This window comes from Pedobacter alluvionis (genome assembly GCF_003664035.1).
Taxonomy (GTDB): Bacteria; Bacteroidota; Bacteroidia; order Sphingobacteriales; family Sphingobacteriaceae; genus Pedobacter; species Pedobacter alluvionis.
Map to the genome: position 1 here is coordinate 224806 of NZ_RCCK01000013.1, position 21386 is coordinate 246191.

The 21386-nt window shown below is 38.3% G+C and carries 22 protein-coding genes; 12 read left to right on the plus strand and 10 right to left on the minus strand.

The annotated features are described in order from the left end of the window. The first annotated feature begins 91 nt into the window (after window positions 1-91). From BCL90_RS17795 to BCL90_RS17820, 6 genes are all read left to right on the plus strand, one after another. The gene (locus BCL90_RS17795; RefSeq protein ID WP_121285401.1) at window positions 92-652 is read left to right on the plus strand and encodes a 30S ribosomal protein S16; all 561 of its coding nucleotides are present in this window, start codon (window positions 92-94) and stop codon (window positions 650-652) included. Between the two features lie 140 nt (window positions 653-792). Continuing rightward, entirely contained in the window at window positions 793-1320 is a 528-nt protein-coding gene (gene rimM, locus BCL90_RS17800; RefSeq protein WP_121285403.1) for a ribosome maturation factor RimM, read from the plus strand. A 282-nt stretch (window positions 1321-1602) separates the two neighbouring features. Next, window positions 1603-2037: a hypothetical protein gene (locus BCL90_RS17805; protein ID WP_121285405.1), complete on the plus strand. Its 435-nt coding sequence runs from the start codon at window positions 1603-1605 to the stop codon at window positions 2035-2037. A 102-nt stretch (window positions 2038-2139) separates the two neighbouring features. Next, entirely contained in the window at window positions 2140-2814 is a 675-nt protein-coding gene (gene trmD, locus BCL90_RS17810) for a tRNA (guanosine(37)-N1)-methyltransferase TrmD (RefSeq protein ID WP_121285407.1), read from the plus strand. 138 nt (window positions 2815-2952) lie between these two features. Beyond that, window positions 2953-3300 carry a 50S ribosomal protein L19 gene (gene rplS, locus BCL90_RS17815; RefSeq protein ID WP_121285409.1) on the plus strand — a complete coding sequence of 116 codons (348 nt, stop codon included), beginning with the start codon at window positions 2953-2955 and terminating at the stop codon, window positions 3298-3300. Between the two features lie 70 nt (window positions 3301-3370). After that, the gene (locus BCL90_RS17820; RefSeq protein WP_121285411.1) at window positions 3371-4546 is read left to right on the plus strand and encodes a mechanosensitive ion channel family protein; all 1176 of its coding nucleotides are present in this window, start codon (window positions 3371-3373) and stop codon (window positions 4544-4546) included. A gap of 345 nt (window positions 4547-4891) precedes the next feature. Here BCL90_RS17820 and BCL90_RS17825 read toward each other — a convergent pair whose 3' ends face one another. The 3 genes from BCL90_RS17825 to BCL90_RS17835 all read right to left on the minus strand — a co-directional run bounded on the left by BCL90_RS17825 (window position 4892) and on the right by BCL90_RS17835 (window position 8402). Continuing rightward, on the minus strand, window positions 4892-5551 hold the full coding sequence (locus BCL90_RS17825; protein ID WP_121285413.1) for a phosphatidylserine decarboxylase family protein: 660 nt from the start codon (window positions 5549-5551) through the stop codon (window positions 4892-4894). 55 nt (window positions 5552-5606) lie between these two features. Then, window positions 5607-6149, minus strand: a complete 543-nt coding sequence (hpt, locus tag BCL90_RS17830) for a hypoxanthine phosphoribosyltransferase (RefSeq protein ID WP_121285415.1) — start codon at window positions 6147-6149, stop codon at window positions 5607-5609. A gap of 90 nt (window positions 6150-6239) precedes the next feature. After that, complete coding sequence (locus BCL90_RS17835) at window positions 6240-8402, minus strand: transglycosylase domain-containing protein (protein WP_121285417.1); 2163 nt, start codon at window positions 8400-8402, stop codon at window positions 6240-6242. A gap of 131 nt (window positions 8403-8533) precedes the next feature. Here BCL90_RS17835 and BCL90_RS17840 point away from each other — a divergent pair, with 131 nt between their 5' ends. From BCL90_RS17840 to BCL90_RS17850, 3 genes are read left to right on the plus strand one after another with little or no spacing between them, the layout of a single operon-like run. After that, on the plus strand, window positions 8534-9610 hold the full coding sequence (locus tag BCL90_RS17840; protein WP_121285419.1) for an Mrp/NBP35 family ATP-binding protein: 1077 nt from the start codon (window positions 8534-8536) through the stop codon (window positions 9608-9610). A 34-nt stretch (window positions 9611-9644) separates the two neighbouring features. Next, window positions 9645-9890: a NifU family protein gene (locus BCL90_RS17845; RefSeq protein WP_029274884.1), complete on the plus strand. Its 246-nt coding sequence runs from the start codon at window positions 9645-9647 to the stop codon at window positions 9888-9890. 53 nt (window positions 9891-9943) lie between these two features. After that, the gene (locus BCL90_RS17850; RefSeq protein ID WP_121285421.1) at window positions 9944-10579 is read left to right on the plus strand and encodes a peptidase associated/transthyretin-like domain-containing protein; all 636 of its coding nucleotides are present in this window, start codon (window positions 9944-9946) and stop codon (window positions 10577-10579) included. A gap of 188 nt (window positions 10580-10767) precedes the next feature. On the opposite strand, the gene def is transcribed toward BCL90_RS17850, so the two are convergent. The 4 genes from def to BCL90_RS17870 form a co-directional block, all read right to left on the minus strand. Then, on the minus strand, window positions 10768-11328 hold the full coding sequence (gene def / locus BCL90_RS17855; protein ID WP_121285423.1) for a peptide deformylase: 561 nt from the start codon (window positions 11326-11328) through the stop codon (window positions 10768-10770). A gap of 190 nt (window positions 11329-11518) precedes the next feature. Next, window positions 11519-12751, minus strand: a complete 1233-nt coding sequence (locus BCL90_RS17860) for a M16 family metallopeptidase (protein ID WP_121285425.1) — start codon at window positions 12749-12751, stop codon at window positions 11519-11521. A 26-nt stretch (window positions 12752-12777) separates the two neighbouring features. After that, window positions 12778-13230 carry a hypothetical protein gene (locus BCL90_RS17865; protein WP_121285427.1) on the minus strand — a complete coding sequence of 151 codons (453 nt, stop codon included), beginning with the start codon at window positions 13228-13230 and terminating at the stop codon, window positions 12778-12780. 91 nt (window positions 13231-13321) lie between these two features. Beyond that, window positions 13322-15400 (minus strand): S9 family peptidase, encoded by a 2079-nt coding sequence (locus tag BCL90_RS17870; protein ID WP_317126838.1) that lies wholly within the window; start codon window positions 15398-15400, stop codon window positions 13322-13324. Window positions 15401-15774: 374 nt separating this feature from the next. On the opposite strand from BCL90_RS17870, the gene proB reads away from it, so the two are divergent. Beyond that, window positions 15775-16854: a glutamate 5-kinase gene (proB, locus tag BCL90_RS17875; protein WP_121285431.1), complete on the plus strand. Its 1080-nt coding sequence runs from the start codon at window positions 15775-15777 to the stop codon at window positions 16852-16854. 115 nt (window positions 16855-16969) lie between these two features. Beyond that, on the plus strand, window positions 16970-18217 hold the full coding sequence (locus BCL90_RS17880) for a glutamate-5-semialdehyde dehydrogenase (RefSeq protein WP_121285433.1): 1248 nt from the start codon (window positions 16970-16972) through the stop codon (window positions 18215-18217). A 125-nt stretch (window positions 18218-18342) separates the two neighbouring features. Here BCL90_RS17880 and BCL90_RS17885 read toward each other — a convergent pair whose 3' ends face one another. Then, window positions 18343-19725 carry an MBL fold metallo-hydrolase RNA specificity domain-containing protein gene (locus tag BCL90_RS17885; RefSeq protein ID WP_121285435.1) on the minus strand — a complete coding sequence of 461 codons (1383 nt, stop codon included), beginning with the start codon at window positions 19723-19725 and terminating at the stop codon, window positions 18343-18345. A gap of 187 nt (window positions 19726-19912) precedes the next feature. Next, window positions 19913-20185, minus strand: a complete 273-nt coding sequence (locus BCL90_RS17890; RefSeq protein WP_121285437.1) for a hypothetical protein — start codon at window positions 20183-20185, stop codon at window positions 19913-19915. A 171-nt stretch (window positions 20186-20356) separates the two neighbouring features. Here BCL90_RS17890 and BCL90_RS17895 point away from each other — a divergent pair, with 171 nt between their 5' ends. Continuing rightward, a complete protein-coding gene (locus tag BCL90_RS17895; RefSeq protein WP_121285439.1) occupies window positions 20357-20605 on the plus strand; it encodes a hypothetical protein in 249 nt (82 codons plus the stop codon). Between the two features lie 53 nt (window positions 20606-20658). Here BCL90_RS17895 and BCL90_RS17900 read toward each other — a convergent pair whose 3' ends face one another. Beyond that, window positions 20659-21339 (minus strand): type 1 glutamine amidotransferase domain-containing protein, encoded by a 681-nt coding sequence (locus tag BCL90_RS17900; protein ID WP_121285441.1) that lies wholly within the window; start codon window positions 21337-21339, stop codon window positions 20659-20661. Between the last annotated feature and the right edge of the window lie 47 nt (window positions 21340-21386).

Sequence of the window (21386 nt, forward strand, 5' to 3'; positions counted from 1 at the left end):
TATGTTTTTAATTTACAGTATTTTAGTTATCTTTGCAGCCCCGCAGCATGAAGCTCCGGGAACTATGTTGAATACATAAATACAAAAAGAAATGGCAACTAAAATCAGATTGCAAAGATTCGGTAAAAAAGGAAAACCTTTTTTCCACGTTGTGGTAGCAGATTCCCGCTCTCCACGTGATGGTAAATTTATTGAGCGTTTAGGTTCTTACAACCCAAATACCAATCCTGCTACCATCGAAATTAACTTCGAAAAAACTTTAGCTTGGGTTAACAGTGGTGCACAACCAACTGATACTGCTCGTGCTATCCTTTCTTACAAAGGTGTTTTATACAAAAAACACTTAGAAGGTGGTGTTAAAAAAGGAGCTTTAACTCAAGAACAGGCAGATGAAAAATTTGCAGCTTGGTTAGATGCTAAAGCGGGTAAAATTTCTGGTAAAACAGAAGGTTTAGCTACTTCTAAAGCAGATGCGCGTAAAGCAGCATTAGCAGCAGAAGCTAAGAAAAAAGAAGATAAAGCAGCAGCTATCGCAGCTAAAAATGCACCAGTTGCAGAAGAGGTTGTTGAAGAAGAAGCTCCAGCTGTTGAGGCTGAAGCAACTGAAGAAGCTCCTGCAGCAGAAGCTACTAAAGAAGAAGGAGCAGAATAATTTTAATTATTTTGTCTCATAAAATAGCGTTCCGGATATTCGGAACGCTATTTTTTTAACTAAAAATGTCATCCTGAGGCACGAAGGATCTGATAATGATGAAACAGATCCTTCGTGCCTCAGGATGACAATGTAATAATATGAAACACGAAGAAGCATTTTATATAGGTTACGTTACTAAAACGAGGGGTTTAAAGGGAGAAGTTCAGGTATTTTTCGAATTTGATGAATACGAACAACTCGAATTTGATGTGGTATTTGCCGATATGAATGGTAAGCTTGTTCCCTATTTTGTGGCTTCGGCAAAATTACAAGCCAATAAAACTGGTTATTTTAATTTTGATGATGCTGATCATATCGATAAAGTGCAGCCGCTACTAAAAAAGAAACTGTACCTGCCCCTGTCGCAAATGCCAGAACGCGAAGAAGGAGAATTTTTCTATACCGACTTTAAAGGTTATTTAGCAATAGATGAAACTTTGGGTGAACTAGGCGAAATTTTGGAAGTAAACGAATACCCACAACAATTTGTGGCTACAGTGATGTACAAAGAAACCGAAATCTTGTTCCCTTTAAATGAAGATTTTATTGTAGAATACGATGAGGATGAAAAAACACTAACCCTCGATTTACCCGAAGGTTTGCTTGATATTTATCTGGAAAGCTAAAAGGTCAAAAAATATTTTCTGATTTTTTACTGCTCCTAAGTCCGTTTGTAAAATAAAACAATCTTTTAGTAAAATTGATTAAAATATTTAATTCGGGTTTTTAGGTAGCCTATAAGTGCCATATAATCAGGCAAATATGTTTAGTTGACCGCCTTGTCCTTAAAATGACCTGCGTTTTTGAAAAGAGCGTAGAAAAAGTATTTGAGCTAGGAGAAGGTGATTAACAGTATATGTTTTTTGAAGAAAAATTATTAATTTAGATTTCATTCTAATCAAATTAACATGCTCAAAAGAACATTAAAAATCGCCATGGTTTTTCTCGCCGTGCTTACAATCATTTCCTGTAAAACCGTACAACAGGCAAATTTGAAAGAAATTAAACCCTTTGTTGGTATCTGGAACGATACCAGTAATCCGGGGTGCAAAATCGTTTTTAAAGCGGATGGAAGTTTTTACAATATCGCCAAAGAAGGTGGCGTGCAAATCATCACACATAGCGGCACATTTAAAATTTTATCCGGCAACATGTATGTGTTAAATATTTCTGATGCAAGGCCCGATGCTACTTACGATCTTAAAGGCAGGCAATATGCAAACTATTATACCTTTGGCAATGACCAAAAAACGATGAAAGTAAGCGGCGTTGTTGATGGAAGGAGCGGTAGGAAGCCGTTGCAGTGGGCGAGCGATCTGGTAAAGGTTAATACCTTGGATTAATATTTACAAAAATGAGTTGCTATAAGAGCTAAAGTTGATTCTGAACATAGCAAAATTCGACTTCGGGCTAAAGACTTCGGACTAAAGACTTACCTTTGCGTTATGCGTTTCGATATTATAACAGTTCTGCCCGCTTTATTAGAAAGCCCGTTTGCCCATTCTATTTTGCAACGTGCACAAAAAAAAGGCATTGCCGAAATCGTGGTACATAACCTGCGGGATTACGCCACTAATAAACAAAAAAGTGTAGATGATTATCAATATGGCGGAGGAAGCGGTATGGTGATGAGTATCGAACCCTTTGCAGCGTGTATAGAAAAACTTCAGACTGAGCGCGATTACGATGAAATTATTTTCATGAGTCCCGATGGTGTTACTTTAAATCAAAGTACAGCCAACGAGCTTTCTATTAAAAATAACATCATTATTTTATGTGGCCATTACAAAGGCATAGATCAGCGTATACGCGATATCTTTGTGACGAGGGAGATTTCTGTAGGTGATTATGTTTTAAGCGGCGGGGAGCTTCCTGCTGCGATTGTGGTAGATGCTGTGGTGCGTTTAATCCCTGGTGTTTTAAATGATGAGACTTCTGCCCTGTCTGATAGTTTTCAGGGAGAATTGCTTGATGCGCCAGTTTACACACGGCCGGCAGATTGGCGTGGACATAAAGTGCCAGATGTTTTATTAAGTGGCCACGAGGCAAAAGTGAATGAGTGGAGACACGAACAGGCCTTAGAGCGGACTAAAACGCGCCGTCCTGACCTTTTGGAATAGAAGCATTTAACGCAATCGAATGTGGAATTCATAAAGAATGTGGAAAAAATTAAATTAGGTTTTTTTTTATCAAAAATAATCCCTAATATTGCAATCCGATTTTCACGGGATGAAATATCGATTTAATAGCTTAAAATCATGGATTTAGTAAAATTTGTTGAAGAGCAGGCCATCGCGAAAAAAGATTTTCCTGCGTTCAAGTCTGGCGATACAGTGAGCGTACACTATAAAATTCGCGAAGGTAATAAGGAACGTATCCAAATTTACCAAGGTGTTGTGATACAACGTAACAGTGCAGGTGCTAACGAAACCTTTACCGTTCGTAAAATGAGCAACGGTATTGGGGTTGAGCGTATTTTTCCTATCAATTCTCCAAACATTGAGAAGGTAGAAGTAAATAGCTATGGTAAAGTTCGTAGAGCGAAATTGTTCTATTTACGTGCTTTAACTGGTAAAGCTGCTCGTATCAAATCTTTGAGAAAATAATATTCTTTATTATAAGATATAGCCTTCACGATTAATTTCGTGGAGGTTTTTTTGTTTATACCTTTGTTAAATGTTAGATTCTGCTTTTTTCGACCAGGTTTTTTGGGGCAATACTGTAAAAGCCTATTTTCTTTTAGGTGGCATTCTTTTTTTTGGCCTAATATTCAAAAGGATTGTATCAAAACTTTTAAGTAAACTGCTGTTTAGGCTCTTTAAAAATTTCTCTAATCAATCTCATGACGAAGCATTTGTTGGGCTTTTACTTAAGCCGATAGAGGTTTTTATTCTTTTAACTACACTTTATCTTTCCATTAACCAGTTAAAACACCCGTTAGAGGTAGCTGTATTCCATTATAGTAAACTAATCGGTAAGGTTAAAGAATTGATACCGGTAACCATTGGCGATTGTATCGACCGGATATTTTTGTTTGGGATCATCCTATCTGTTTTTTGGATTATTTTAAGGATAATCGATTTCATTAGTCACGTTTGGTTATATAAAGCATCGCTTACTGATAATAAATCTGACGACCAACTGGTGCCCTTTTTAAAAGAGCTGTTGAAAACGGTTGTAATCTTTATTGGTTTTTTTACCCTGCTGGGTTTTGTTTTCGAGGTTAATGTATTGACGCTGATAACCGGATTGGGTATTGGTGGTATTGCTATTGCATTGGCGGCTAAAGAGAGCTTAGAAAACTTAATAGGTTCGTTCACCATCTTTTTAGATAAACCTTTTACCGTTGGCGACCTGGTGAAGGTTGATGGTGTGGAAGGCACTGTAGAAAAGGTTGGTTTCAGAAGCACAAGGATCAGAACTTCCGAAAAAACCATGGCTACCCTACCGAATAGGGGCATGATAGATGGGGTTTTAGAAAATCTTTCATTGAGAAATTCACGTAAAGTATCATTTGTGATTGGACTTACATACGAAACCAGTTCCGATTCGCTAAGAAAAATTATAACCGAAATTGAAAGTTACATCAATAATCATGAGGGTACCAGCGATGATGGAAATGCCTCTTTTAAAAGCTTTGGCGATTCTGGTTTGAATGTTGAAGTTAATTATTTTGTAACGGTACTTAATTATTCCGAATTCCTTAAAATCAGGCAGGAAATCAACCTGGAGATTATGGATATTGTGATCCGTAATAAATCTGATTTCGCTTACCCAACACAACGTTTAATTAGCGACAGGCCCCTTGGCAATGCCACAGAAAAAGAAGTGGGTAATGATGCTACAGATTAGTTCTGATCCCGTGGTTTTTGTCTCCACAAACCACTGCGTAAATTAAAGAAATTGCGATACAGAAGATGTAATGGATAAGGAAAAAAAGTTGCTTTTTTTTGGAAAGCAAAGCCTGTGGAACTATTAAAGTTTGTTCCTGCTATTCACTACAAGTCCTCTCCCGATGAAAAATCGGGATCCGGGCTTTCCGTTGCTATCAGGTTTAAGTGGATTCTTTAGTGTTTCAAAATTCTTTTACTTCCTGCGGTCTGTGTCCTCACATAACACCGCGTTAATCAAGTGGTCGTAAAAACAAAAATCCGGGTTAGCATTAACTAAACCGGATTTTTTATAAACATTATATCCTTAGCTTAAAGTTGCCAATGTGGTGATTCCGCCTTTTACAACCTGGTTAAGTTCTACGTTAACTTTGGTGCCTACGGGAAGAAAAACATCTACCCTTGATCCGAATTTGATAAAACCGAACTGTTCAGTTTGTATCACCTGGTCGCCTTCTTTTACATACCATACAATTCTGCGTGCTAAGGCACCTGCAATTTGACGGAACAATACCGGTGTGCCGTTTTTATGCTCGACAACAGTGGTTGTACGTTCATTTTCGGTAGATGATTTTGGATTCCACGCTGCAAGATATTTTCCCGGGTGATATTTGAAGAATTTTACCACTCCCGAAATTGGATTACGGTTAATGTGAACATTTACTGGCGACATAAAAATCGAAACCTGTAAACGTTTATCTTTAAAATATTCTCCTTCTTCAGTTTCTTCAATTACCACTACTTTACCATCTGCAGGGCAAATAACCAGGTTATCGCCTGAAGAAAAGCTGCGGCTCGGATTGCGGAAAAACTGCAGTACAATAATGAATAATACAGCTGAAAAAATATAAATGAACCAGCGCAGCCAGGTAATATCGTGGTATTTATAATCAACAACCGCGTTGATTACGAAGATAAATAATATGCTTAAGGCAATGGTGGTGTAACCTTCTTTATGTATGGTCATTGTGCTAAAAATTATTGGGCAAAGGTGCAAAAAATATATTAATCCAATCTAAAAATTATGCCCCGGTTGCCCTGTAAATATCAGTAAGGTTTCTGCCAAGTCCGTTATAATCCAGTCCGTAACCTACCACAAACTCGTTAGGAATTTCAAAACCAAGGTATTCCAGCTCTTCAATTTGATATTTTAGCGCACTTGGCTTAAGTAAAAGAGAAGCTACTTTAACCGATGCCGGATTTTTTTCTTTTATCGTTTTTAAAATATGCGTTAAGGTTAAGCCCGTATCAACAATGTCTTCTACAATAACAATATCTCTGCCCTCGATGTTATCCGGCAATCCGATCAGCTCTTTTACATTCCCTGAACTTGCTGTTCCTTCGTAGGAAGCTACACGCATAAAAGCAACTTCGCAAGGCACATTAATCTCTTTGATCAAATCAGCCATAAATAAAAAACTGCCATTCAGCACGCCGATAAATAAGGGGCATTTGCCTTCATAATCAACGTTCATCTGAATGCCCATCAAACGGATTCGTTTGTTTAAGGTATCATTTTCTAAAAATATCTCGAACTCCTTATCCTCTACTTTTATTTTGTGCATGCCGCTATGGGATGGTTAATTGTATAAATGTTAATTGTTTTATCGTTTGGCTGAACTGTGAACTGCCAATTGTCAACTGAAAACGGGCTACTACTGCTGCGCCTTTTCCAATTCTTTTTGTCTTCTTCGTTCTTCCCTGCGCTCCTGCCTCAACTGCTTTTTAGTTTTGGTGGTATCAGCAGGCGCGGTGGTCTGTTTATTTGTCGTAGTGTCTTTTTTAGCTCCACTACCAAAAAGGCGGTCGAAGAAACTTTTATTTTTATCGTGTACAATTACAACCGGTAATCCATCTCCATCATCGTCAAACGCAGAGGTATCAACCACAGCCGTGTCAGGTGCTAAGTAACGACGGAGTCCTTCTCTCAGGCGAACATTATAAAAGCCATAACCAGAGGTATCGCCAGGTGTTAATCCTTTTCTGGCCATAATATTACCCATAAACCTGAAGTAGTTGAACATATAGGGTTTCAGGCTACCATCGGCCATAAATTTATACATAGAAGCTTTCGGTTTAGGTACAATACTGGCCAGGAATAGTCCATCGCCAATAGTTAAATCCGCAGGTTGTTTTCCAAAATAGTATCGTGATGCTTCCCCTATCCCATAAATATTCTGTCCCAATTCCATGATGTTGAAGTATACCTCCAGCATGCGCTGTTTGCTAATCAGGTGGTTATGTTCAATAAGCCAAACAATCAAAATCTCCTCGGCTTTACGGGCCAAAGTTTTCTGACGGCTTAAATAAACATTTTTAACCAGTTGCATACTGATGGTACTACCACCACGCTTAAATTTCTTTTCTTTAAAATTTACGGCGATTGATTTGCGAATCGATTCTTCAACAAAACCATTGTGCGTAAAAAACGAAGGATCTTCCGCAGTTAAAACGGCATTGATAAAATTCTTTGAAATGGCTGATAATGGCGTGAAATTAGGGTTTGATGGTCCAATGGTAATATCACGCATCGGTTTGCCGTATTCGTAAGGTGTATATACAAAAGTATTGTTGATTTTTTGCAGGTTGGTTTTTCCCCACTGCACAATTTTGAAATTAACTGGTGTTAGTGTAGAATTGAAACGCACACTATCAGGCACTTTGGTGTCCAGGTAAAAGTTAAGGTTATATTTAACCTTGCCTTGTACTTTAAGTCCCTCAAGCGATTCGAACAAGCCTTGTGGAAATGCATCTAAAATCCCTTGCGCATCCTGCTCTTCAGCATTTAGCTTTAGCTCATATATTTTATTCTTTCCTAAGGTATATTTAACAAAAGGATGGATCTGTGCATTTTTTAAATAAGCTGTTGAGGTACTGTCCAAAGCAATGTAATTGGGGCCAACTAAAATATCGGCGTCTAGTTTTGCACTTTGGATAATAATATCGTTTGAAGCAATACGGTGTTGATTAATCAACATGTTTTTAACTGACCATGAGCCAGATATCTTATAATCATCGCCACTATATTTGGCATTTTTTAACTCAGTTTGCAAGGTATCGAAGCTAAGCTTGGCATGTAGTTTACTATTGAGGTAGGGCAATTCCAGCTTTTTTCCATCAGCATATGCTATAAAGTTTAACTTTTTACTTCCCGGATTAACATAACCATTAACGTGCCAGGTAGATTCGTTGTTGTTCACTTCAATGGTCGATTTTAAATCGCCGCCATCTATCGTTGCAGTGGTTGCAAAACTCAACCTGGCCGTATCGTGATCATTTAACCTAAAAACCATGTTTTTTACATCCATATCGTCAGGGATTTTATATAAAACCTGATTTAAAATGTTACTGGCTATTTCTGATAAATTGGCTTTCCGGTTGGTTTGAGTGCTGTCTTTTTTCTTCCGTTTTAAGATGAAATCGATATTTGTAGTCGAATCTTTAAGTACGACATTAACAAAACCGTCTTTCAGGTTTACTTCCGAAAGTTTTACGTTACCGAATATTAATGGAAAAAGTTTAACACTAACACTCAGCTCATTAATATTTGAAAGGGTATCGCGCTCTTTAGGAACAACAGTAATATTAGTCATTTTAACCGTGCTGAGTCCGGTGAAACCTACTGATCCGATTTTAACCTCCAGGTCATAATCTTTATTAGCCTTGGCAATTGCTTTAGCGACCATTTTTTTAAGAAGCGCCTCCCTTTTGCTATAAGCTACCGCTCCCAGAGCAATACAAACAACTAAAAAAACACCTAAAACCCAGGCTCCGATTTTTAAATATTTTTTGGGGATCTTAATTTTTGGTATTTGCATATAGTCGTTAAAATGGTTAATTGCTTAAACGTAACAATTAAATGTTTATTTCGTGTTAAAATTACAGTTAAAAAGCCTAAATAAAAGTATTTGTGGCTATGTTTTGTTAATTTTGAATTTAAATTAATACCATGCAGATTAGCCCGCAACAAGTTTTAGATGCGCTTAAAAATGTTGAAGATCCCGATCTTAAAAAAGATCTGGTTACTTTAAACATGATTAAAGATTTACAGATTACAGATAACCTGGTCAATTTTACCTTGGAGCTTACTACACCGGCATGTCCGATGAAGGAGATGCTGAAAAATGCCTGTACAAATGCCATCAAACATTTTGTATCGCAAACGGCAGAGGTGGTGATCAATGTAACTTCAAGGGTTACTCAACCCAGCAATTCATCATCGTTAGATAACATCAAAAACATTATTTTGGTTTCATCTGGAAAAGGGGGAGTTGGTAAATCTACTGTGGCGAGCAATCTGGCAGTTGTATTGGCTAAAGATGGCGCTAAAGTTGGCCTTATCGATGCAGATATTTATGGTCCATCGGTACCAACCATGTTCGATCTGGTTGATGCCAAGCCTGGTGCCGAAGAAACCGCTGATGGTAAAACGAAAATTTTACCAATTGAAAAATACGGGATAAAGTTATTATCCTTGGGTTTTTTTGCAGATCCGGGACAACCCGTGCCATGGCGTGGACCAATGGCATCTAACGCAGTAAAACAATTGTTTAATGATACCAACTGGGGGGAACTGGATTATCTGATCGTAGATCTTCCTCCGGGAACGGGCGATATCCACATCACCATTACGCAAAGTTTCCCAATTTCAGGGGCTGTTGTGGTTACTACACCTCAACAGGTTGCACTGGCTGATACACACAAAGGTTTGGCCATGTTCAGGATGCCGGGAATTAATATCCCGATTTTAGGGGTTATAGAAAACATGTCGTATTTTACACCAGCAGAATTGCCGGAGAACAAATATTATATTTTCGGAAAAGGTGGCGGTACCGAACTTGCAGCGCGTTTTGACGTGCCGTTTTTAGGAGAGATTCCGATTATTCAAAGCATTTCGGAGGCTGGAGATCAGGGGAAACCTGTAGCATTAAATCAAAACCCGTTATTGGATGTTGTATTTGGAGATATTGCCAGTAAAATTGCGCAGCAAATATCCATCAATAACGCGCAAATGGTGAATTGCTAAAAAATTACTATTTTTATAAATTAAAATATATATAATGAATTTAACAGAACAAGTAGAACAGGCATTGGAAACTATCAGGCCGTATTTAAAGGCTGACGGAGGTGATGTTTCTGTTGAAGAAATTACATCTGAAGGAACAGTGAAGCTTAAGCTTTTGGGCAATTGCGGTTCTTGCCCGATGAGTTTCATGACTATGAAATCTGGGATTGAACAAGCGATTATGAAAGCTGTTCCACAGATCACTTCGGTAGTTGCCGTTAACATGGCAGAGCAAGATTAAGCTTTAACACTATTTAACAAGGAAGTTTTATTAATAAAATTACTTTTGTCTTAATGAGATATTGTATTGTCCTGATTTGCTTAATTTTTTCTGTAACCGCTTTTGCGCAACAAAAGCCGGAACAGGATAAACTCATCCAATTTTCAGGAATTATTACCGATATCGACAGTTCAAATGTGATACCTTACGTAACCATCACCAATCTTTCTGCCAAGAGTAAAAGGGTTGGTGCAGATTATAGAGGATATTTTACCTTTATTGTTAATCCTGGCGATACGATCTTGTTTACGGCCATTGGTTACAAGAAGTTTTCAACGGTGATTCCGGAAAGTACACCAGATAGCAAGTATACGATTATGGTTAAATTGAAAGCTAATGTGATCGATTTACCATCGGTGCGTGTTTTCCCATGGGCTACAACAGAAGAATTTACCCGTGAGTTTTTATCGATGAAACTTGCGGATGATGATATGGCCATTGCTAAAAAGAACCTTTCACGTTCGTCAATTGATGGCTTGATTCAAACGCTACCACGTGATGGACAGGAAATCGGCAGTCAGAATTACCGCTATAATTTTGATAGGATGATCAATAAAAACATGGTTCAAACCAATCCACTACTTAATCCTTTCGCCTGGGGTAAGCTGATGCAGCAAATTTTTGATGGTGATAAGAGCCGGACGAATTAGTTTCATCGTGCCGTCATCTCGACTGAAGCGAAGCAAAATGGAGAGATCTATTTAGTTAGATTTAGCTTCGTTGAGCAATCTTGGTTCTAAACTACGTTGCACCCCGCTCAAAATGACGACTGCGGTAATTGCAGAAATAAAAAAGGGAAAACGTTTCCATTTTCCCTCTCACATCTTCCATTTTAAGCCTATCTTTTTTTGCTCTTATTCGGAAACTTCATTTTGTAATCTGTTTTGATATTTCCTTTTGAAATCGCATCCAGTTTGCTTTTAAGCATGGTTTTACGCAATACACTTACTTTATCAGTAAAGAGTTTACCTTCAATATGGTCGTATTCGTGCTGGATTACACGTGCAGGCATTCCATCAACATCATCAGTATGCTCTACCCAGTTTTCGTCGAAATAGGTAATCTTGATATTTGGCTTGCGCATAATGTTTTCGCGGATATCAGGAATACTTAAACAACCTTCGTTAAAACTCCAGGCTTCGCCTGTTTCTTCTAAAATTCTGGCATTGATAAATACTTTTTTATAGCCTGGATTGCCGTCTTCATCTTCTCCGGTATCCACAATAAACAAACGGATCGGTAAACCAATCTGAGGTGCAGCAAGACCCACCCCATTGGCGTAATACATGGTGTCGAACATATCGCTGATTAATTGTTTTAATTCGGGATAATCTTTATCGATATCGGTACCCACCTTTTTTAAAACCGGATCGCCGTAAGCTACTATTGGTAATTTCATTGTATTATATTTTTTCAGACCGCAGTCTGAGCTTGTTAATTGTCGCAAGTTTTGTCATTCTGAATGCAATGAAGAATCTCTAACATGGCAGTTCGGGTGAAAACAAGTTGCTACTGAATTTATTGTAATTGCTTATCGGGATGAGATAATCGTACCTCAGTATGACAGCAATTCTTTACAAAAATAACAATTATTCCTCTATTGGGCAGAAAGTAAAGATATTCAGTTGCTCAATATCTAAAATTTCATGGGTAACATCGGCCATTTGTGTGGTGGTAACGGCATTAATTTTCTCAAAAACGGTTTCTAACGAATCTATTTTATCATGATCGATCAGACTTTTCGCCATAGAAATGATTAAACCGATCCTGTTTTCTTCCCCTAAAGCAATCTGTCCGATAAATTTGTTTTTGGCTTTTTGCAACTGCAGCTCATTTAAAGGTTTCTCTTTAAGTTTCTTGATCTCCTTAAAGATTAAAGAGAGTGCTTTTGTTTGTTTTTCTTTATCTGTTCCGAAATAAATGGAAAAAATACCTGTATCACTCAAAGGCGAAAAATTGGATTCGATGGTATAAGCAATCCCGTATTTCTCCCTGATCTGTAGATTTAAAACAGAGCTCATTCCATTACCACCAAAGTAATTGTTGAGCAGCATTAAAGGAACTTTTTGCGACTGATAGGTAGAATAGGCCTGTGTACCCAAAATACAATGCGCCTGCATAATTGGTTTGTAAATGGTGGTATTGCTCTGCGGAAGTATGCCTGGCTTAATTCTTTTTTTAACCGGATTATTCTCTTCAACATCAGCAAAATACTTGCTTCCTTTATTTACAACGCTGTTTAAAGTATAATTTCCTAAAACAGCCACCACAATTTCGTTGGTGCGATAATTGGCTTTTCTGAAATTGATGACATCCTCACGGCTAAAGTTTTGAACAGATTCTATCGTACCCAAAATATTGTTTCCCAATGCATGCCCGGCGAAAAGCATATCTTCGAAATCATCATTAATAGCTTCTTCCGGCTGATCTAAATAAGATGAAATTTCATCCAGAATTACACCTTTTTCTTTAACCATTTCTTCTTCAGGAAAAGTAGAATGGAAGATAATGTCGTTAAAGAGATCTAAAGTTCTATCTAAATAGGGATTTAAAAAAGAAGCATGTACGCAGGTATATTCTTTAGTCGTATATGCATTTAAGTCTGCCCCAACGCTCTCCAAGCGGTTTAGAATCTGGTTGGTGCTTCGTTTTTCGGTACGCTTAAAGATCAGATGCTCAATAAAATGTGCTAAACCTGCTTTGCTTTCAGGCTCGTCCCGCGATCCTGTATTAACGATAATGCATGCATGAGATATGGCAGAGGCCGCAGGCACATGCAATATGCGTATGCCATTTGGCAAAGTGTGAACATTGTATTCCATTAATGGGCAAAGATAAGGCTAATTGCTTATAAAGACTCGGTATCCGGGTATTGCAATTGTAAGGCGGAAATCAATTTATCTTTAGTTGGTCTTTTTAGGACTAGAAAAGCAAAATTAGCTAGACCAAAAATTAAAAAGAAAGCGTTCTGCGTGATAAAAAAGCCTACGATATTAAAAAGTGCCCCACCTTCTAAAAGTGCTGCGCTGATGATAAATGCACTTTGGTACATGTTGATCTTAGTATCAGCAGTAGCAGATTTATCAATTTTAGAAATTAAATTTCTGTAGAAGAAAATGCTTCCCGAGATGGTAATCAGCCCCGTAATCGGAAATATCGGGTTAAAGGGCGCGGTGGTTTGTGGATTGGCATCAAAAAATATGATTTCGCGGTTAAGGAAAATGGTGACCAACGCGAAGAGTAAAACGCCTGAGCATAGTGCAAGGTGGATGATTTGGAGTGTTTTTAGTTTGGTGTTCATTGTGGGGTGAAATATAATTTATTAATGGTTTAAAAAGATCCGTCATCTCGGCTGCGTTGCACTCCGCTCGAAATGACGGATTTAGGGAAATTTATTTAGTTATTCCCTCTAACGAGAATAAAAATGCCCAGCGTAAGGAAACATCTTTTAAATAATCAAAACGGCCAGAGGCACCGCCATGGCCAAATTCCATGTTGGTTTTAAGCAACAGCACATTTTTGTCAGTTTTTGTGGCCCTTAATTTAGCTACCCATTTTGCCGGTTCGAAATATTGCACCTGGCTATCGTGTAAACCTGTGGTAACCAATATATTTGGGTAAGCTTTTTTCTCTACGTTTTCGTAAGGCGAATAGCTTTTCATATAATTGTAAGCCGCTTTTTGTTTTGGATTTCCCCACTCATCAAATTCGTTTGTGGTAAGTGGAATGCTTTCATCCAGCATAGTATTAATTACATCCACAAAAGGAACATCAGCAATAAGACCGTTCCATAAATCGGGTGCCATGTTGGCTACAGCCCCCATTAATAAACCGCCAGCACTTCCACCATGGGCATATAAATGGCCTTTTGAGGTATATTTCTGATCCATTAAATATTCTCCTGCAGCAATAAAATCGGTGAAGGTGTTTTCCTTTTTCATTAGTTTTCCGTCTTCGTACCATTGACGGCCCATTTCCTGTCCACCACGGATATTGGCGATGGCAAATACAAAGCCTCTATTCAACAAACTCAAACGTGGCGAAGAGAAATAAACATCCGAATTTGAGCCATAAGAACCATAACCATAAAGTAACAGAGGTGATTTTCCATTCTTTTCGAAGCCCTTTTTATAAACCAGGGCAATTGGCACTTTGGTGCCATCTTTAGCAGTGGCAAAAACACGCTCAGTAACATAATCTTTCGGATTATAGCCGCCCAGAACTTCCTGTTGTTTCATTAGTTTCTGGTCTTTTTTTACCAGATCGTAATCGTAGGTAGAGTTTGGAGTAGTTAATGAGGTATAAGCATAACGCAATGTGGTGCTGTTGTATTCGGGATTTGAGCCTACGCCAGCATCATAAACTGGTTCATCAAATTTGATATAATAATCGCTTTTATCTTTTTTAAGCACGCGCAACTCCGTTAATCCGTTTTTACGTTCAGATAAAACAGTAAAATCTTTAAATTCTTCAACACTTTCCAATAAAACATCTGCACGGTGCGGAATCACCTCTTTCCAGTTTTCTTTTTCGGTTTTATCCAGCGGACATTCCATTAAACGGAAATTCTTAGCGTTCCAGTTGGTTAAGATCAAAAATTTGCCATCAACGGGCATTACATTATACAATACATCTTTTGATCGGGCTGCAAAAACTTTAAAAGGACTTTCAGGATGGTCGGCATCTACTATTTTATATTCCGAAGTAAGCGTTCCCTGCGAAGCGATAAAAATATACTTTCCGTTTTTCGATTTGCCTACACCGATATAGTTGGTGTTATCTTTCTCATCGTAAACTACCGCATCTGTTTTGGCATCTGAACCGAGTACATGTTTTTTAATTTTTTCACTCAGTAACGTAACAGGATTTTTTGAGGTGTAAAAGAACGTTTTATTATCATTGGCCCATGCCACCCCACCTTCTGTATTGATAATGGCATCTTTTAACATTTCGCCAGTCTCTAAATTTTTAATGTTAATGGTGTACTGACGGCGCGAAACCTGATCAACACCAAAAGCCAAAAGTTTATTATCGGGACTAACACTAAATCCGGCGGCGCTGTAATAGGAATGGCCTTTTGCCAGCTGATCTACATCCAGCAAGATTTCTTCCGCTGCAGATAAACTTCCTTTTTTACGGCAGTATTTAAAGTATTGCTGTCCATCCTCAGTTCTTGAGTAATAGTAGTAGCCATTTCTAAAAACTGGAACCGATTCGTCTTTTTCTTTGATCCGACCTTTCATTTCCTTAAATAAATCAGCCTGAAATTGATCGGTACCCTTCATCATGGTATCCAGATAAGCATTTTCGGCTTTTAAATAATCGACAACTTTCGTACTGTCTGGTCCTTTTTTAAAGTAATCGATCATCCAATAATAATTATCTACTACGGTATCGCCGTGTATAACTCTTTGGTGCGGAATAATTTCCGCTATGGGCGCCTTTGCGTCAGGCCACGTTATTGCTTTCATTTCTTTCTTTTGAGGGTGATTACAAGCCGTAATTGCACTAAGCAATATAAGGCAGGGTAAGATACATTTCATAGCGGGTTGATTTCGGTTCAATTGCAATTTAATAATTTAGTTCAATAGTTCATTAGCCATTGGTTGATTAGTGGCGTGATGGTTAATTGTAAAAGAGATTGTTTAATTGTTGAATGGTTAGATTGTTATCTTTAAAATGTTGTGGAGGGTTAATCAGTTAATTGTTTAAATCGGTTAATTGACTCCAAACGCTCAACCCAAACTCATTTCCATTTTCGTAAAAATCCATCAAGCCTATAGATAATCATCCGAATTAGAAAAATTGATGTTAAATTGCTACATCCAAACGGTTTGAAATCATAATGAAATTAGGGTACAAAAAGATAGTTGTTAAAGTTGGTTCGAATGTAATTACGCAGGCGAACGGTTTGCCGGATGAGGCAAGGATCAAACACCTTGTAAATCAACTGGCAGATATTAAAAAGCAGGGTATTGAAGTAATTTTGGTTTCTTCAGGTGCGGTGGCATCGGGAAGAAGTTTGATTAAAGTATCAGAAAAACATGATGCTGTAACTACCCGACAACTATTGGCAGCCATTGGTCAGGTTAAACTGATCAATACCTACTCCAATTTCTTTGCATCACATGCTATACAATGTGCGCAGGTTTTGGTTACGAAGGAAGATTTCCGCGACCGGGCACATTATTTAAACATGAAAAACTGTTTGCAGATTTTGCTTCAGAACGAGGTAATTCCTGTGGTGAACGAAAACGATGTAGTTTCGGTTACTGAGCTGATGTTCACCGATAACGATGAACTGGCAGGGTTAATTGCTTCGATGTTAAATGCAGATGCCCTGATTATTCTGTCAAATGTAAACGGCATCTACAACGGTGATCCGAAAGTTGAGGGTTCAGCTGTTATTGAGGAAATTAATGGTTCTGTTGCCAACCTGGCTTCTTTTATACAAACCGGAAAATCGCAGTTTGGCCGGGGTGGAATGATCACAAAATCGACCATGGCACAAAAAGTGGCTAAACTGGGTATAACGGTTCATATTGCCAATGGAACGAAAGACGATGTGCTGACTTCTCTATTAAACAATCAACTGGTGCATACGCGCTTTGTTCCCGAGAAAAGCAAATCAGGCAAGAAAAAATGGATTGCCCATTCCGAAACAGCAGCAACCGGTGTGGTAAAGCTAAACGATGGTGCCAAAACGGTATTAACTTCCGGTAAAGCAACCAGTTTATTGCCCGTAGGAATTATCGAAATCCAAACAGACTTTTTAAAAGGTGATATTATTAAAATTATCGACGAAAAAAATAACCTGATCGGTTTGGGAATAGCAGAATATGGTTCTGATAAAGCCAGAGAAAGAATCGGGCAAAAGAAACAGAAAGCACTGGTGCACTACGATTATTTTTACTCAGCTATTTAAAGGTTTAACCACGGAGCACACAGAGAAAAAATCACAGAGTGGCACAGAGTTGATTAAATTCTCTCTTTTTCCTCGGTGTAAAACTCGGTAACCTCTGTGGTAGAAAAAGAAAAAAATGGATTACAAACAATACTTCGAAAAAGCAAAACAGGCTAGTCGTACTTTGATTAGCCTTGGCAAAGAAAAAACAAATGCCGTTCTAACAGATCTAGCTGAGGCTTTAGTGACCAATGCAGCCGAAATCCTTACTGAAAACGCTAGAGATTTAGCAAAAATGCCTATCGAAGATCCCAAATATGACAGATTAAAATTAAGCGCCGCACGTATCGCAGATATTGCAAACGATCTTAGAAATGTTGCAGGCTTAAACAGTCCATTGGGTAAAATTCTTTCAGATAAAGCGCTGGAAAATCAGCTACACATCCAAAAGGTTAGTGTGCCTTTGGGTGTTGTGGGGGTAATTTATGAAGCGCGGCCAAATGTTACTGCAGATGTGTTTTCGCTTTGTTTTAAAACAGGGAATGTTGCGGTATTAAAAGGTGGCAGCGATGCTGAATTTTCTAATTTGGCGATTGCAAAAGTGATACATCAGGTGTTGGATAATCATAAAATAAATCGTGATGTTTTAACCTTATTGCCTGCAGAGAGAACTGCAACCGAAGCTTTATTAAATGCTCGGGGTTTTGTAGATGTACTGATTCCGAGGGGAAGTCAATCGTTGATTAATTACGTCCGCGAAAACAGTAAAATCCCAGTTATCGAAACCGGAGCAGGCATTGTACATACTTATTTTGATGAATCGGGCGATTTAGAGAAAGGTAAGGCAATTATTTTCAATGCCAAAACAAGAAGGGTAAGTGTATGTAATTCTTTAGATTGTGTGTTAATTAACGAAAATAGACTGAATGATCTACCTGCACTTTTATCCCCTCTTGCAGATGGAAATGTAGAATTATACGCTGATGAGAAAAGCTATGCAATATTAAAATCTTCTTATCCAGCTCACTTACTAAACCTAGCCACGCCTGAACATTTTGGTACAGAGTTTTTATCGTTAAAACTTGCCGTTAAGGTTGTCGCGGATTTAGCAGAAGCATTGAATCACATTGCTGATTATAGCTCGAAACATAGTGAAGCCATTATTTCTGAAGATGCAGAAAATATTGCCCAATTTTTAAATGAAGTAGATGCCGCTGCGGTATATGCCAATGCCTCTACAGGTTTTACCGATGGCGCTCAATTTGGTCTCGGTGCCGAAATCGGTATCAGCACGCAAAAACTTCATGCCCGTGGACCAATGGGTTTGGAAGAATTAACGAGTTATAAATGGGTGGTAAGAGGTGATGGGCAAGTGAGGAGGTAATATTATTGTCATTCTGAGCGCAGCGAAGAATCTTTTTTTGGCTGATAGTTCATGGTTTTTTAGCCACAACGGCCATCAACTATGAGCCAAAGGACCATGGGCTATTAACCCAATGACCAACTGAACTAAAGTTCAAAAACCTCTCCCCTTTCAGGCACCGCCACATTAAAACCTTCTTCCTGCAAGGCCAGCGATAAACTTTGCAGGCTTTTATCTTCACCATGAACAAGAAAAACTTTTTTAGGCTGACCGGTTTGTTTAATTGTTTTTACTAAATCGTTATGGTCGCCGTGGCCGCTTAACAGATCGGTTTGGCGTATGGTGGCGTAAACCATCATCTCCCGGTCTTTAATGCGTACGATGGGTGCTCCGCTTAATAACTTATACCCAAGCGTTCCTTTTGCGCAGTAACCAATAAAAAGGATGGTACAATAATAGTTCTGAATGTTATAATACAGGTGATCCTGAATCCTTCCGCCTTCTAACATGCCGGCAGAGGAAATAATGATACAGGGATCGAAATAATTAGAAACATCTTTACTTTCTTTCATGGTTTGAACGTAAGCCAGGTGCTCAAATTCAAACTCATCACCCATGGTCTGGTAAAAATCTTTTGCCTCCTGATTCACCAGGTTATGGTGTTTGCGGTAAACCTCCGTGGCTTGAATCGCCATTGGGCTGTCTACAAAAATCTGAACAGGTGGCAACAATTTTTTGGTGAATATCTGGTTTAAGGCAAATACCAGCGATTGGGTCCGGCCAATACTAAATGCCGGAATAATCAACCGTCCAGGACTTTTGATACAAGCTTCTGTAATTTCCTGAACCAATCTTTCTTCCAGTGTTTGGTCTTTGGTGTGCATTCTGCCTCCATAAGTGGCTTCGCTTACCAAATAGTCAACCTCTGGTAAGGGTTCTGGATTCACCAATACCGGATAGTTCTCCCTGCCGATATCGCCTGTAAAAGCAATTTTTTTCTCTATACCGTGATCGTTTATGGTTAAAATAGCTGCGGCAGCACCCAGTAAATGTCCAACAGGAACAAAGGTTAAGCTAATACCCCCATTAATCTTAAAAGGTTTATTAAAAGCAATGGTTACAAAACGATCGATCGTATCCATTACATGTTTGTGCAGGTACAACGGTTTTGGACCGCTAAAATTGCCACGTTTTGTACGGGGTTTTCTGCCTGCTTTTCTTAAAAAAAGTTCAACAGAATCGAATAATAATATAGAAGTTAAATCCGCAGTTGGTGGTGTACAAAGTACCTGACCATCAAAACCCAATCGAACCAATGTAGGCAGATTACCTGAGTGATCGATATGCGCATGAGTTAAAATTACCAGGTTTATACTCGCCGGATCGAAAGGGAATTGTTGGTTTTCTTCCTGGTAGGTTTCCTTCTCGTAATCTAATCCGCAATCTATCAGTATTTTATAATGCCCAATTTCGAGCAGGTGCATACTTCCTGTTACTTGTTGTGCTGCGCCCCAAAACGTTAACTTCATCTTCTTATCTATCGCGTAAAATCTTTAGCCGTAAAGTAGTATAAATGATGGGATTTTTAAACAATCATGCGTAATTTTTTAATTATCATTTGCCATAGAGGTCATAGAGAAAGAACACAGCGCACACAGATAGTAATTCCTTTACGATGTTAAATCAGACCTCTACCTTTCCTGAATTTGGTCTTATTTATAGTTGATTAACTTCTCTGAATTTAAGACTCTTTGATATTTCACTTTTTGCCTCTTCCGAAAAATCTTCTAAATCAGCTGTAGTAATGGTTTTATCTACAAGCATAGCAATCACCGTATCAAAAAAACACGAATTTCTCATGCCGTCGTATCTTCTGGCGATGTGTTTATCGAAATTTGTTACAGCCGTGAAAATTTTATAATAATCGGCTTTGTTGTCTTCAGGTTGTTGTGTTTTCCATTGGTCTAAAATTTCAGAAAATGCCTGCATTTCTTTTTTTAGTTCCCGTTGTAAAGCTATCTCGAATAATTTCGGGCAACTTTGTTATCTGCTTTTGAAAAATCCATAATGTAAATTTATGCCATAAAGATAAGAATGTCATTATATGTAACTGGCTTACCCAAAGAAAAGATTTTTTATCTTTGAAGAAAAATATCCACCATGCAAGAACCTTTCGACATCGAAATCGGCCCGGTTAATTATTCAGTTTTTCCGGAAGGAAATGATTCATATACCATTTTTAAAGATGGAAGAGAATATATTCAGATTCAAAAAGACACTTCATCGATCTGGTTGAAAATGGATTATAAAACAGAACTTCCCATTTTTGAGGAAGACGAAGAAGTGAATGCAATTGGCCAGGCAATTGAAAAATACGTACCTGAAGAAGATGATGAAGAAGAGCTATAATAAGCAATCCTCAACAAGGTTTGGCTATACCAGTCCGTGTTGAGGATTTAAATTTAGGCAAGAAGCTTTAATAATTCTTCTGCAACTTTTTCTGATGAGGCTGGATTTTGTCCGGTAATCAATAAGCCATCAACTACAGCATAGGGATTCCAATCAGCTATCTTGCTGTAATGGCCACCATTTTTTATCAACATATCCTCTACCAAGAAAGGCACTACGTTTGTTAATTGTACAGCTTCTTCTTCGGTATTGGTAAACCCGGTTACATTTTTTCCGTTCACCAGGTATTCACCATTTATCTTTACATCCTTAAGCACTCCCGGAGCATGACATACAAAAGCAACAGGCTTTTGGGCGGTATAGAATTCGGTAATGAGCTGTTGTGAAGTTGCGCTTTCTGCTAAATCCCAAAGTGGTCCGTGGCCACCAGGATAGAAAACTGCATCATAATCATCCATCACGATATCGGCCAATGGTGTGGTATTTTTTAATTTGGCCAAAAGAGCAGTGTCTTTATCCATTCTTTTCGTCGTTTCGGTTTGAAAAGAAGGATCTTCACTTTTAGGGTCTATCGGTGGCTGACCACCTTTTGGTGAGGCCAATACAATATCAATACCTTTGTCGGCTAAGGCATAATATGGCGCTGCCAATTCTTCTGACCAAAAACCTGTTTTTAAACCTGTATTTCCTAATTCGTCGTGGCTTGTAAGCACGAATAAAACTTTCTTATTCATATTTTTTATGCTAAGTGTATCACAAAATTAGTGCTGTTGATTAAGAT

Coding starts and splice junctions, on each gene's coding strand:
- BCL90_RS17795 (WP_121285401.1), top strand. CDS start 92: ATGGCAACTAAAATCAGATTGCAAAGATTCGGTAAAAAAGGAAAACCT.
- rimM (WP_121285403.1), top strand. CDS start 793: ATGAAACACGAAGAAGCATTTTATATAGGTTACGTTACTAAAACGAGG.
- BCL90_RS17805 (WP_121285405.1), top strand. CDS start 1,603: ATGCTCAAAAGAACATTAAAAATCGCCATGGTTTTTCTCGCCGTGCTT.
- trmD (WP_121285407.1), top strand. CDS start 2,140: ATGCGTTTCGATATTATAACAGTTCTGCCCGCTTTATTAGAAAGCCCG.
- rplS (WP_121285409.1), top strand. CDS start 2,953: ATGGATTTAGTAAAATTTGTTGAAGAGCAGGCCATCGCGAAAAAAGAT.
- BCL90_RS17820 (WP_121285411.1), top strand. CDS start 3,371: ATGTTAGATTCTGCTTTTTTCGACCAGGTTTTTTGGGGCAATACTGTA.
- BCL90_RS17825 (WP_121285413.1), bottom strand. CDS start 5,551: ATGACCATACATAAAGAAGGTTACACCACCATTGCCTTAAGCATATTA.
- hpt (WP_121285415.1), bottom strand. CDS start 6,149: ATGCACAAAATAAAAGTAGAGGATAAGGAGTTCGAGATATTTTTAGAA.
- BCL90_RS17835 (WP_121285417.1), bottom strand. CDS start 8,402: ATGCAAATACCAAAAATTAAGATCCCCAAAAAATATTTAAAAATCGGA.
- BCL90_RS17840 (WP_121285419.1), top strand. CDS start 8,534: ATGCAGATTAGCCCGCAACAAGTTTTAGATGCGCTTAAAAATGTTGAA.
- BCL90_RS17845 (WP_029274884.1), top strand. CDS start 9,645: ATGAATTTAACAGAACAAGTAGAACAGGCATTGGAAACTATCAGGCCG.
- BCL90_RS17850 (WP_121285421.1), top strand. CDS start 9,944: ATGAGATATTGTATTGTCCTGATTTGCTTAATTTTTTCTGTAACCGCT.
- def (WP_121285423.1), bottom strand. CDS start 11,328: ATGAAATTACCAATAGTAGCTTACGGCGATCCGGTTTTAAAAAAGGTG.
- BCL90_RS17860 (WP_121285425.1), bottom strand. CDS start 12,751: ATGGAATACAATGTTCACACTTTGCCAAATGGCATACGCATATTGCAT.
- BCL90_RS17865 (WP_121285427.1), bottom strand. CDS start 13,230: ATGAACACCAAACTAAAAACACTCCAAATCATCCACCTTGCACTATGC.
- BCL90_RS17870 (WP_317126838.1), bottom strand. CDS start 15,400: ATGAAAGCAATAACGTGGCCTGACGCAAAGGCGCCCATAGCGGAAATT.
- proB (WP_121285431.1), top strand. CDS start 15,775: ATGAAATTAGGGTACAAAAAGATAGTTGTTAAAGTTGGTTCGAATGTA.
- BCL90_RS17880 (WP_121285433.1), top strand. CDS start 16,970: ATGGATTACAAACAATACTTCGAAAAAGCAAAACAGGCTAGTCGTACT.
- BCL90_RS17885 (WP_121285435.1), bottom strand. CDS start 19,725: ATGAAGTTAACGTTTTGGGGCGCAGCACAACAAGTAACAGGAAGTATG.
- BCL90_RS17890 (WP_121285437.1), bottom strand. CDS start 20,185: ATGCAGGCATTTTCTGAAATTTTAGACCAATGGAAAACACAACAACCT.
- BCL90_RS17895 (WP_121285439.1), top strand. CDS start 20,357: ATGCAAGAACCTTTCGACATCGAAATCGGCCCGGTTAATTATTCAGTT.
- BCL90_RS17900 (WP_121285441.1), bottom strand. CDS start 21,339: ATGAATAAGAAAGTTTTATTCGTGCTTACAAGCCACGACGAATTAGGA.